Source organism: Georgfuchsia toluolica (assembly GCF_907163265.1).
Classification (GTDB): domain Bacteria; phylum Pseudomonadota; class Gammaproteobacteria; order Burkholderiales; family Rhodocyclaceae; genus Georgfuchsia; species Georgfuchsia toluolica.
Window position 1 is genome coordinate 2,028,333 of sequence record NZ_CAJQUM010000001.1, and the last position, 12,571, is coordinate 2,040,903.

Consider the following 12,571-nt stretch of genomic DNA (forward strand, 5'->3'; position numbering starts at 1 on the left):
AGAACGCATATGCACGACATCATTCACCAGCTTGATGAAAAGCGCGACAAGGCCCGCCTCGGCGGTGGCCAAAAGCGCATCGACGCGCAACACAGCAAAGGCAAGCTGACGGCGCGCGAACGCATCGAAATCCTGCTCGACGAAGGCAGCTTCGAAGAGTGGGACATGTTCAAGGAACACCGCTGCGTGGACTTCGGCATGGCCGAACAGCAGATTCCCGGCGACGGCGTCGTGATCGGCTACGGCACCATCAATGGCCGCATGGTGTTCGTGTTCTCGCAGGATTTCACGGTCTTCGGCGGCGCGCTGTCGGAAACCCACGCAGAAAAAATCTGCAAGGTGATGGACAAGGCGATGCAGGTCGGCGCTCCCGTGATCGGCCTCAACGATTCCGGCGGTGCGCGCATCCAGGAGGGCGTGGCGGCGCTGGGTGGCTACGCCGACGTGTTCCAGCGCAATGTCATGGCTTCCGGCGTGGTTCCGCAAATCTCCATGATCATGGGTCCCTGCGCCGGCGGTGCGGTATATAGCCCGGCCATGACCGACTTCATCTTCATGGTCAAGGACAGTTCCTACATGTTCGTCACCGGCCCCGATGTGGTAAAGACCGTGACCCACGAGGAGGTGACGGCGGAAGAACTCGGCGGCGCCGTTTCCCACACCACAAAATCCGGCGTGGCCGATCTGGCCTTCGAGAACGATGTCGAGGCGCTGATGATGCTGCGCCGCTTCTTCAATTACCTGCCGCTCAACAATCGCGAGCAGACGCCGGTACGGCCGACCAACGATCCGGCCGATCGTCTCGACTATTCACTCGACACCCTGGTGCCGGACAATCCGAACAAGCCCTATGACATCAAGGAACTGATATTGAAGACCGTCGACGACGGCGACTTCTTCGAAATCCAGCCCGACAACGCCAAGAACATCGTGGTCGGCTTCGCCCGCATGGAGGGGGCCACGGTCGGCATCGTCGCCAACCAGCCCATGGTGCTGGCCGGCTGCCTCGACATCAAGTCGTCGATCAAGGGCGCGCGTTTCGTGCGTTTCTGCGATGCCTTCAACATTCCGATCATCACTTTCGTCGACGTGCCCGGCTTCATGCCCGGCACTGCGCAGGAATATGGCGGCATCATCAAGCATGGCGCCAAGCTGCTCTATGCCTATGCCGAGTGCACGGTGCCCAAGGTCACGCTCATCACGCGCAAGGCCTACGGCGGTGCCTACGACGTGATGTCGTCGAAGCACCTGCGCGGCGACGTCAATATGGCGTGGCCCAGTGCGGAAATTGCAGTGATGGGCGCCAAGGGGGCGGTGGAAATCATCTTCCGCGAGGACAAGAGCGACCCCGAGAAGCTCGCTGCCCGCGAAGCCGAATACAAGGCCAAGTTCGCCAATCCCTTCATTGCCGGCGCGCGCGGCTTCATCGACGACGTAATCCAGCCGCACGAGACGCGCAAGCGCATCTGCCGCTCGCTGGCGATGCTGAAGAACAAGAAGCTGGAGAATCCGTGGCGCAAACACGGCAACATTCCGTTGTGAAAAACATCTAGCCACAGAGATCACAGAGGAAACCAAACCCTCGGGCTCTGTGGTCTCTGTGTCCTCTGTGGCTAAAGGAGTTTTAAATGTTTAAAAAAATATTGATTGCGAACCGGGGAGAGATCGCCTGCCGCGTCATCAAGACCGCCCGCAAGATGGACATCAAGACGGTGGCCGTGTATTCCGAGGCCGACAGCGAAGCCATGCATGTCGAACTCGCCGACGAAGCCGTTTGTATCGGCCCGGCACCTTCAAAAGACAGCTACCTTGTCGCCGACAAGATCATCGCCGCCTGCAAACAGACCGGGGCCGAGGCCGTACATCCGGGGTATGGCTTCCTCTCCGAGAACCAGGCTTTTTCAAAACGGCTCGAAGAGGAAGGCATCGTTTTCATCGGCCCCAAGCATTATTCGGTCGCGGCGATGGGCGACAAGATCGCCTCCAAGAAACTGGCGCTCGAAGCCAGGGTCAACGTCATCCCCGGCTACAACGACGCCATCGAAACGCCCGAGCAGGCGGAGCAAATCGCCAGGGGCATCGGCTATCCGGTAATGGTAAAGGCTTCGGCTGGCGGCGGCGGCAAGGGCCTGCGCGTGGCTTACAACGACAAGGAAGCGTATGAAGGTTTCCTGGCCTGCAAGACCGAGGCGAAGAACGCCTTCGGCGACGACCGTATCTTCATCGAGAAATATATCGAAGAACCGCGCCACATCGAGATCCAGTTGATCGGCGACGCGCATGGCAACGTCATCTATCTGTGGGAGCGCGAGTGTTCGCTGCAGCGCCGCCACCAGAAGGTGATCGAGGAGGCGCCCTCGCCCTTTCTCGATGAAAAGACACGCAAAGCCATGGGCGAACAGGCCGTTGCGCTGGCCAAGGCAGTGAAATATCAATCGGCCGGCACCGTGGAATTCGTCGTCGGCGGCAAGGACAAGAGCTTCTACTTTCTCGAAATGAATACGCGGCTGCAGGTCGAGCATCCGGTGACGGAATGCATCACCGGACTCGATCTGGTCGAGCTGATGATCCGCGTCGCCGCAGACGAAAAGCTGCCCTTCACTCAGAGCGAGGTCAAGCGCGAGGGCTGGGCGATGGAATGCCGCATCAATGCCGAGGATCCGTTTCGCAACTTCCTGCCCTCCACCGGCCGTCTGGTGAAATACCAGCCCCCCGCCACCAATATGGAAGCTGCGTTGCCCATGCCTCACGGCGGTGGCGTGCGCGTGGATACGGGTGTGTATGAGGGCGGTGAAATTTCAATGTTCTACGATTCGATGATCGCCAAGCTCATCGTGCACGGCAAGGATCGCAATGAGGCCATAGCGCGCATGCGCGAAGCGCTTAACGAGTTCGCGATCCGCGGCGTTTCATCGAATATCGCCTTTCAGGCCGCGCTGATGAAAAACCCGCGTTTTATCAGCGGCAATTTTAACACCGGCCTGATCGGCGAGGAATATCCCAAGGGCTTCAATGCCGCCGACGCGGTGCATGACGATCCCTCATTGCTGGTTGCCGTTGCGGCCGCGATGCATCGCCAGTACCACGAGCGCAACGGCCTCATCGATGGCCAGTTGCCCGGCCACGAATACCAGTCCGGCGAGCATTTCGTCGTCATCATTGGCGAGGAACACCATCCGGTTTCCGTAACGGGCGAACCGGGTCGCTGGCAAGTCAGGAACTCGGGGGCAACACAGGAGGTCGTTTCCAACTGGCAGTTCAGCGATCTGCTCTACAAAGGCACGGTGAACAACCAGCCGTTCTGCATGCAGGTTGAGCGCATCGGGCTCAAGTACCGTCTGTTCCACTGGGGAACCCAGGTCGATGCGCTGGTGCTCAATGCCCATGCCGCCAAAATGCAAAAGCTGATGCCGCACAAGGCGGCGGCGGATACCTCGAAATTCCTGCTCTCGCCAATGCCCGGCCTGCTCACTGAAATCGCCGTGAAAGTTGGCCAGGAAGTGAAGGCCGGCGAGATACTGGCCAAGATCGAGGCCATGAAAATGGAAAACGTGCTCAAGGCCGAGCGCGACTGCGTGGTGGACAAACTCATGGCGACACTGGGCGAAAGCCTGTCGGTGGACCAGGTCATCATCGCATTCAAGTAGAAATTTCACCGTTACATAATCCCTGCGGGCTCACCAAGTAAGCCCGCAGGGATTGGGCGGCAAACTGGAATCAGCCTTTCGCGAGTCTCAGGCGCCAGGCCAGGCGCATTCCCAGCAATAACGTCAATATCAGGGCGTAGATTTTCGGCCACGTCGTGTCGAGCTTCACCATCCACCAAAAGTGCAGCACGGCGCAAATCCCTATCACATAAACCGCGCGGTGTAGCGCCTGCCAATTGCGTGCCCCCATGCGGCGCATCATGCCGTTGGTCGAGGTGATGGCGAGTGGCAGCAGCATTGTGAAGGTGAGCATGCCCATGGTAATGAAAGGTCGCTTGACGATGTCCTTGGCAATCGCAACCCAGTTGAACGACTGGTCGAGTCCGAGATATACGCTCCAATGCAGCACAGCATAAAAGAAGCAGAACAGTCCAAGCATACGGCGAAAGCGCAACAGCGCATTCATGCCGGTAAGCCGCCGCAACGGCGTAATGCTCAGCGTGATGAGCAGGAACTTCAGCGTCCAGCGGCCCAGCGAGCGGATCAGGTTTTCGATCGGGTTGGCGCCCAGCATATCCTGCCACAGCCCCCAGCCAAGATAGGCCAGCGGTACAAGGCAAAGGATGAACACGATCACCTTGAGCGCGGCGATTTGCTTCGAGGAGAGCTTCATCAATAATACTTGCGCAGATCCATGCCCTTGTACATCGACGCGACCTGTTCGCCATAGCCGTTGAACATCAGCGTCTTGCGTTTCAGCAATTCGCCCAGGCGGCGTTCCGTGGCCTGGCTCCAGCGCGGGTGGTCGACTTCCGGATTTACATTGGAATAAAAACCGTATTCCCTGCTGTTCGCCCTGTTCCAGGAAGTCGGCGGTTCCTGTTCGACAAAACGGATTTTCACAATCGACTTGGCGCTTTTGAAGCCATACTTCCAGGGAACCACCACTCGCACCGGCGCGCCATTCTGCTTCTGCAACAGTTCGCCATACAGACCGACGCCGACGATGGTCAGCGGATGCATTGCCTCGTCCAGGCGCAGGCCCTCGACATAGGGCCAGTTGAGGACAGGACGGCCGAAAATGCCGCCACCTTCCATCGTGTCGGGCTGGTATGAACTCTCAAACTGTACATATTTCGCGCTACCAAGAGGCTCTACCTGCTTGAGCAGGGCCGAGAGCGGGTAGCCGACCCAAGGGATCACCATGCTCCAGCCCTCGACGCAGCGTAGACGATAGATGCGCTCTTCGAGCGGAGCCAGTTTCATGATGTCGTCAATACCGATGAGCTTCGGCTTCTTGACCAAACCCTCGATCGTCACGGTCCAGGGCCTGATCCTCATTCTGGAGGCGCGTTCGGCGGGATCGGTCTTCTCGGTACCGAATTCGTAGAAATTGTTGTAGGTGGTGATGTGTTCGTACTTGTTGGGCTTTTCGGTCGTGGAATAAGTGCTCGGTCTCACCCCTGGAATCTTTATGCGCGGCTCTGCCACCGCTTCACTCGCTGCGTTCGCCATTCCCGCCCAAGGCAGCGCCAGCCCCAGGCCGGAACTGATCGAATATTTGAGGAACTTGCGGCGCTGTTCAAACAACTCGCGCGGCGTGATTTCAGAAGGTAGGCAATCATTAGGGTGATTTATCGACATGCCGTTCTCCTTGTTTTAACTCTTGTCTTGAGACGCCTTGGAATAGCGAACCCTACAACTTTTTAGACAAGGCGATAACCGCGTTTGATCGCTTTCGATACGCATTTTTCAACAGTTGATTTGATCTCAAATCTCTGCATTCATGTCTGTTCGTCGCCCAGCCCTGTTGTTGCAACTGCCGCAGTCGATTCGGGTGGATGGTTGTTATTGCAATCAGGTTTCGAATGGGGTGGTTGACTATACAAACGATAATACTTATCATTTACGTAAAGGAGCTGCCATGAAAATCTATTTATCCCTGCTTTGCCTGATTCCGCTAGTGGCTTGGGCGGCCGATTCGGAAATTACCTTGGTCATCCGCAACCATCGCTTTGGGCCTTCGGAAGTGCATGTTCCGGCAGGGAAAAAGATCAAATTGTTGGTCCAAAATCGGGACGCCACGCCGGAGGAGTTCGAGAGCCATGAACTCAATCGTGAAAAGGTCATCGCCCCTGGGACTGGGGCAACAATTTATGTTGGCCCGTTGAGACCTGGCCGCTATCCATTCTTCGGCGAATTCAATGAAAAAACGGCGCGCGGCGCTATTGTTGCGGAATAAAAGGCTCTTATGTTCGGTGCAGCCATCATTGTTTTCCGCGAAACGCTTGAGGCCGCGATGATCATCAGCATCATCGCCATTGCAACTCGCGCGATTCCATCTCGCCGGATCTGGCTTCTCACCGGTATCGGTGCCGGCATTCTTGGTTCGCTGATTGTCGCATCCTTGACGGGACAGATAGCTGAATTGGCTCAAGGGGCCGGGCAGGAATTATTCAATGCCGGGATTCTGGGGCTTGCGGCACTCATGCTGGCCTGGCACAACATCTGGATGGCCCGTCACGGAAAACAATTGGCAATGAATGCCAAACAACTCAGCCAAGATGTTATCTCGGGTAATCGGGAAATGTCTGCACTGGCCTTGGTTGTTGCTCTGGCGACCCTGCGGGAAGGCTCGGAAACGGCGCTTTTCCTCTATGGGCTTGTCGCTGGAAGCGACGAACCCGTTTTCACTGTTCTCAGTGGAGGCGCTATCGGGTTGTTGGTTGGCGCAGCCACTGGCTATGCGTTTTATGCGGGTTTTTTGCGAATCCCTGCCAAACTGTTTTTTTCCATGACCAGTGGACTGATTCTTCTCATGGCCGCAGCCATGACCAGTCAGGCAGTTCGGTTTCTGGTTCAAGCTGATGTCTTGCCCAGTTTGGCCAGCCCGCTCTGGGATACCTCCAGAGTACTCGATAACGCATCCCTATTTGGCCGTGTACTGCATACGCTGATCGGTTACGAGGCTATGCCGTCAGGGATTCAAGTAATTTTTTATTTTGCCACAGCCACGCTGATATATACCGGGATGCGGTTTGCCCGCGTCCAGCCTCCATCCGATCCAACCCCCAGTAGAAAGAAATTCTCATGAAATTATGTGTACCGGTTATTGTTGCGGGAGTTTTGTTGTACCCATGTTTCGCCAACGCTGGACCCGCTGACTACGTCTATACGCCAACCGTGGAATATGGCGAGAAGGAAATTGACTTCAAGCTGGGGGTGTCTCACAAAAATGATACCCCACTAGAGTCCGCCCACAGTCTCGGCTTTGGCTATGGTGCAAAAGAATGGTGGTTCACCGAACTATATGTCAAATACAAACGCGAGAATAACGAGAGCACCAAATTCGATGCTATCGAATGGGAAAACAAATTCCAGCTTACCGAGACGGGGAAATACCCGGTAGATATTGGACTCATTCTGGAGATTGAGCGCCCGAAAGATCACGCGGAAGGATGGGAAGTAAAGTGGGGGCCGCTCTTCCAGACCGAGTTCGGAAAAATACAGCTCAATGGAAATCTGCTATTCGAAAGGAACTATCGTTCTGATTTCCAGAGCGACACTCAGTTTCAATATCAATGGCAGGCAAAGTACCGCTGGTTACCGCAGTTTGAATTCGGGCTTCAGGGATTTGGTGAGATGGGCAAGTGGGATGACTGGTCACCGAGTGACGAACGCATCCATACGGCCGGCCCGGCAATTTTCGGCAAGATACCGCTTGGGGATCACCAAGCCATCAGATACAACGCGGCTTGGCTGATGGGAAGTTCGGATGCCGCCCCAGACCATACGATACGTATGCAGGTTGAGTACGAATTTTGATCCCCGCTAACAGTCAAGGCTAAGCTACTGAGTAGCGGTTCATAAGTCGTTTTTGATTGGACTGCGGTATGTTTTCCATTCCGAGATTCCAATCGGGGATAGGCCAAGATATAAATATTAAATATTAATTTACGTCAACATTGCAGCAAAACGCAATGGCGCGATGAACTACTTAAAGGTAACTATATAAAAAATAACAGAATATATATTTTTGTTTTTTTGCGCACCGCACAAAAAATTTGGCTTGGATTTTTCCGATTATATAATCTATACTTTATTAGTATAGTAATTTAGTCGCCATTTTTGTCTGTTCAGCATCAAGAACGCTGTGAGGTAAAGAAACTGCTGTCTCCTCCTCCGACCCGCAACGGGCCGGTTTTGAAACCCCGGCACATAGTGCCGGGGTTCTTTTTCTTTTTCCTCCTCCTCCGTCCCGCTTAATCGGATGTAGCGAAGGCTACTGTGTTTTGATTTGGTAAACAAGTTAAATAGCAAAACCATATTGATATTGTTGTAATGGCGCGACACCAATATTGCGGCTTGAGGCTAAATCCCCGCTGTAACGTTCATGCTTTTCCCCTGCCTAATGTGCATAGCCGCCAGCGTCACCCTGAGGATGAAAATGCGCAAAACAAATTGAACGCTCCCCATCCCCACCCCGGGGCGGGCTACCAGTCGGCTCGCCACGCTCGATATCACAAGGCGCACCGTCGCTGCTTTTTCATGCTAAAGAAAAATGGCCTACGATTTCTCGTAAGCCATTGATTTGTTGGTGGGCCCGGTGGGACTCGAACCCACGACCAAAGGATTATGAGTCCTCTGCTCTAACCAACTGAGCTACAGGCCCCCCGTGCCGCACGGCGAATACCGTGCGGATGACTCACCGCGTCGGGGAATCACGCGATGTTTTTGCTCTTGCTCAGGTTTCCGAATCGAGAAAGCTGCGCAGTTTTTCCGAACGCGTCGGGTGACGCAGCTTGCGCAAGGCCTTGGCTTCGATCTGGCGGATGCGCTCCCGTGTGACATCGAACTGCTTGCCGACTTCTTCAAGCGTATGGTCGGTGTTCATCTCGATGCCGAAGCGCATGCGCAGCACCTTGGCTTCGCGCGGCGTCAGGCTGTCGAGCACTTCTTTCGTAATCTCGCGCAAGCTGGCGAACAATGCAGCATCGGCCGGCGCCAGCGTGCCGGCGTCTTCGATAAAGTCGCCGAGATGGGAATCGTCGTCGTCGCCGATCGGTGTTTCCATCGAGATCGGTTCCTTGCTGATCTTGAGGATCTTGCGGATCTTGTCCTCCGGCATTTCCATCTTGATCGCCAGCGTTGCGGGATCGGGCTCAAGACCGGTTTCCTGCAGGATCTGGCGGCTGATGCGGTTCATCTTGTTGATGGTCTCGATCATGTGCACCGGGATGCGGATGGTGCGCGCCTGGTCGGCGATCGAGCGGGTGATAGCCTGGCGAATCCACCATGTCGCATAGGTGGAGAATTTGTAGCCGCGGCGGTATTCGAACTTGTCCACCGCCTTCATGAGGCCGATGTTGCCTTCCTGGATCAGGTCAAGGAATTGCAGGCCGCGGTTGGTGTATTTCTTGGCGATGGAGATCACCAGGCGCAGGTTGGCCTCGGTCATTTCGCGCTTGGCGCGGCGCGCCTTGGCTTCTCCGGTAGACATCTGTTTGTTGATGTCCTTAAGCTCCTTGAGCGGCAGGCCGATGCGGGTTTGCAAATCAATCAGTTTCTGCTGCTGCTCCAGGATGTTCGGTGCGACGCGCATCAGTTGTGCGCTGTAGGGCTTGCCTGACTGCACTTCGTGCTTGAGCCATTCGAGGTTGGTCTCGTTACCGGGGAACACTTTAATGAAGTGCTGACGCGGCATGTGCGCCTTGTCCACGCAGAGATGCAGAATCTTGCGTTCGTGGCTGCGTGCGGCTTCGACCATGCCACGCACCGAGTCGCACAGGCGCTCGATGGTCTTGGCGGTGAAGCGGATGTTCATCAATTCGTCGGAGATTTGCTTCTGGATGCGCAAATAACTCTTATCCTGCGAGCCCTTCCTGGTCAGTGCGGTATATAGCTTGCCGGCAAGTTCATGAATCACGTTGAAGCGCTGCAGCGCTTCTTCCTTCAGTTTAAGCAGCGTAGCGGCGGCAGCGGCAGCGGCGGCTCCCTCATCCTCTTCATCGCCGTCTTCTTCGACTTCGATGTCTTCGGCCGCCTCCGTCGCGGCAATTTCTTCTTCGGTCGCGTTTGGGTCGACCAGGCCATCAACCAGTTCATCAACGCGTATTTCGTCACGCGCCACCTTGCCGGCAAGCTCAAGGATTTCACCGATGGTCGTCGGGCAAGCCGAGATGGCGATGACCATGTGCTTCAGGCCATCTTCAATGCGCTTGGCGATCTCGATTTCGCCCTCGCGCGTGAGCAGGTCGACCGTACCCATCTCGCGCATATACATGCGTACTGGGTCTGTAGTGCGGCCAAATTCGGAATCGACGGTAGACAGCGCCTGCTCGGCCTGCTCTTCGACTTCCTCGGCATCCACCGGTGCGGCAGCAGCTTCAGTGAGCAGCAGGTCTTCACCGGCCGGGGCCTCGTCGAAAACCCGGATCGCCATGTCGTTGAAAGTGGTAATGATCGACTCGATCTGCTCGGCGTCGACCATGTCGTCGGGCAAGTGGTCATTGATCTCGGCGTAGGTGAGGTAGCCGCGCTCCTTGCCCAGCGCAATGAGGTTCTTGAGGCGGGAACGGCGGGCTTCGACATCAAGCGGCTGAGGTGCCGCGGGCGCAATCTGGCCGGACTTTTCCTTGGCCTTCTTGGCCTTGGCCTGAACTACCGCCTTGGCAACTTCAGCGACAGTTGGCGCCTTGGCAGGGGCAACTGGTTCAGGGGCGGACTTGGGAAGCGACTGCGCAGTCTTCACTACCTTGTCGGATTTGTCCTCAGGCTTCCGGGCGGCTTTGGCTACGGGCTGGTGTGCCACCTTTGTCTTCGTAACTGCGGCCTTGGCGGCAGGTTTGACTGATTTGGGGGCGGCCTTGGGTGCTGGTTTCGTTTTTTTCACGGGGACAGGGACACGTTTGGAGGCAGCCGGTTTCCTGGCGACTGCCGTCTTGGGTTTTGCTTTTGCGATCAGTTTTGCACCCGCCTTGGCGTTCCTGGCGGCGACGCTCCTGGTTTTAGACTGTTTTGCAATTTCCTCGGGCATGGCGATCCTCGGTTACAAACGTCTCAACGGACAAATACACTGTCCGCAAATGCTTGGGAAAACCGGTAATTATACACTAGCGAGCCAGTGCGCCGCTCCCCCAGCGACATACTCAGAATAGCCGTCCACTGTGGCTTATGCCAGACAAAAAACAGCGTCATCCCGAAATCTACTCGGCGGGCCGGTTCCCGCCCTGTTTTTTTAAAAGCAGTTCGCGCCACTCCTCGGGCGTGAGCTGTTTCTTGCGGCTTTCGATTTCGCTACGCACGCCGCGCACGCGCAACCTTTCGACGGCATCGCCCAATACGACTTCCATGGTGGTCAGATCGGGTTCTTCGAGCGCCAGTTCCGCCAACACTTGCGCGATGATTGTCTCGCAGGGCCGGCCGCGAAATGATTCGAGCATTTGCCCTGCCCCACCGGTGGGCAGGCCATGTTCGATCAAGTCGGCGATCGCATTCAGTGCCGCAGTTTCTTCCTGCTCAATGGATAGCAATTCAAGCGGAATGCGCACCACCCATTCCGGCCGTTGAATCACCACTTGCAGCAGGATATGTTCGAGCGGCCGTGTGGATGCGCGGGCAACATATGCCGCTCTGCCGCGTGCCAGTGGTTTCAAGTCGCAGCGTTTCTCCACATCGGCCGGCGAGAGTTGGGTCAGCTTCGCAATATCCCTGGTCAATTGCAGGCGCAATGTAGGGGCGGCAATTTTCTGCATCAAGGGGCCAACCTGCTGAATCAGCGCGGCACGACCTTCCGCCGTGGCAAGGCTGATGTCCCTGCGCGCTTCACGCAGCAGAAATTCGGAGAGGGGTGTCGCGCTGCCAACCAGTTTCTGGAATCCCTCTTTGCCATGTTCGCGGATGAATTCGTCCGGATCCTGGTTGCCGGGCATCTGCAATATCTCGACGCTTTTGCCGTCAATGAGATATTCGAGGCTGTTCTCCATGGCGCGGCGCGCGGCGCGATCACCGGCGCTGTCGCGGTCGAAACAGAACACCACGCGATTGGCCTGTTTGAGCAGTTTCTGCACATGCATGCCGGTCGTCGCGGTGCCGAGCGAAGCGACGACATTCTCGACACCGAGTTGGGCGAGGCCGACTACATCCATATAACCTTCGACGACGATCACGGTGTCGGCTTCGTGAATGGCCTTGCGCGCCTGGCTGAGGCCATAGAGCTCGCGGCCCTTCTCGAAAATCGGTGTCTCGGGCGAGTTGAGGTATTTGGGTTCGCCATCGCCGATAACGCGCCCACCGAAGCCGATAACGTTGCCGCGCTGGTCGAGGATCGGAAACATGATGCGGTCGCGGAAGCGGTCGTAGCGGCGGCCCTGTTCATTGACGATGACGAGACCGCATTCGGCCAGCGCCTGATCGTCGTAATCAGGGAATATTTGTTGCAGCCCCTGCCAGTCGTCGGGCGCATAACCGAGACTGAAGCGCGCCGCGATCTCGCCGGAGAGGCCGCGTCCCTTGAGGTAGTCGACGGCTTTCGGCGCCTGCTTGAGCTGGTCGCGATAGAACTTTGCAGCACGAGCCATGAGCTCGGTGAGCGGCGCCCTGCGTGCGGCTTCCATGGCATGACGTTCGGACGCATCGCGCGGCATCTGCATGCCGATATGCGAAGCAAGATCCTCGACGGCGTCGATGAAGCCGAGCCCGGAATACTGCATGACGAAGCCGATCGCGCTGCCATGCGCACCACAACCGAAGCAGTGATAGAACTGCTTCGACGGGCTCACTGTGAACGAGGGTGTTTTTTCGGAATGGAAAGGACAGCAGGCGCTGTAGTTCGCGCCGGCTTTTTTCAGCGGCACATAGCGCTCGATCACGTCGACGATGTCGACACGAGTGAGCAACTCTTGAATGAAACTTTCGGGGATCAC

At 56.4% G+C, this 12,571-nt stretch carries 9 protein-coding genes and 1 tRNA gene; 5 read left to right on the top strand and 5 right to left on the bottom strand.

The window, feature by feature from the left end; translation table 11 throughout:
* Positions 1-9: 9 nt before the first annotated feature.
* Positions 10-1,542 (top strand): acyl-CoA carboxylase subunit beta, encoded by a 1,533-nt coding sequence (locus tag K5E80_RS09525; RefSeq protein WP_220635926.1) that lies wholly within the window; start codon positions 10-12, stop codon positions 1,540-1,542.
* Between the two features lie 86 nt (positions 1,543-1,628).
* The gene (locus K5E80_RS09530; RefSeq protein WP_220635927.1) at positions 1,629-3,647 is read left to right on the top strand and encodes an acetyl-CoA carboxylase biotin carboxylase subunit; all 2,019 of its coding nucleotides are present in this window, start codon (positions 1,629-1,631) and stop codon (positions 3,645-3,647) included.
* A gap of 70 nt (positions 3,648-3,717) precedes the next feature.
* Here the strand turns inward: K5E80_RS09530 and K5E80_RS09535 are convergent, their stop codons facing one another.
* Together K5E80_RS09535 and msrP are read right to left on the bottom strand one after the other, a co-directional pair.
* Positions 3,718-4,320, bottom strand: coding sequence for a protein-methionine-sulfoxide reductase heme-binding subunit MsrQ (locus K5E80_RS09535; protein ID WP_220635928.1), 603 nt, complete (start codon positions 4,318-4,320; stop codon positions 3,718-3,720).
* Entirely contained in the window at positions 4,320-5,291 is a 972-nt protein-coding gene (gene msrP / locus K5E80_RS09540) for a protein-methionine-sulfoxide reductase catalytic subunit MsrP (RefSeq protein ID WP_220635929.1), read from the bottom strand. Before msrP ends, K5E80_RS09535 begins: the two co-directional genes overlap by 1 nt.
* A 280-nt stretch (positions 5,292-5,571) precedes the next feature.
* On the opposite strand from msrP, the gene K5E80_RS09545 reads away from it, so the two are divergent.
* From K5E80_RS09545 to K5E80_RS09555, 3 genes are read left to right on the top strand one after another with little or no spacing between them, the layout of a single operon-like run.
* Positions 5,572-5,889 (top strand): cupredoxin domain-containing protein, encoded by a 318-nt coding sequence (locus K5E80_RS09545; RefSeq protein WP_220635930.1) that lies wholly within the window; start codon positions 5,572-5,574, stop codon positions 5,887-5,889.
* A 9-nt stretch (positions 5,890-5,898) separates the two neighbouring features.
* On the top strand, positions 5,899-6,741 hold the full coding sequence (locus tag K5E80_RS09550; RefSeq protein WP_220635931.1) for an FTR1 family iron permease: 843 nt from the start codon (positions 5,899-5,901) through the stop codon (positions 6,739-6,741).
* The gene (locus K5E80_RS09555; protein WP_220635932.1) at positions 6,738-7,472 is read left to right on the top strand and encodes a transporter; all 735 of its coding nucleotides are present in this window, start codon (positions 6,738-6,740) and stop codon (positions 7,470-7,472) included. Before K5E80_RS09550 ends, K5E80_RS09555 begins: the two co-directional genes overlap by 4 nt.
* Before the next feature lie 770 nt (positions 7,473-8,242).
* Here the strand turns inward: K5E80_RS09555 and K5E80_RS09560 are convergent.
* The 3 genes from K5E80_RS09560 to dnaG all read right to left on the bottom strand — a co-directional run bounded on the left by K5E80_RS09560 (position 8,243) and on the right by dnaG (position 12,571).
* Positions 8,243-8,319: transfer RNA gene (locus K5E80_RS09560), tRNA-Ile, on the bottom strand.
* Positions 8,320-8,391: 72 nt separating this feature from the next.
* A complete protein-coding gene (gene rpoD, locus K5E80_RS09565) occupies positions 8,392-10,683 on the bottom strand; it encodes an RNA polymerase sigma factor RpoD (protein ID WP_246590935.1) in 2,292 nt (763 codons plus the stop codon).
* A gap of 169 nt (positions 10,684-10,852) precedes the next feature.
* Positions 10,853-12,571 carry a DNA primase gene (gene dnaG / locus K5E80_RS09570; protein WP_220635933.1) on the bottom strand — a complete coding sequence of 573 codons (1,719 nt, stop codon included), beginning with the start codon at positions 12,569-12,571 and terminating at the stop codon, positions 10,853-10,855.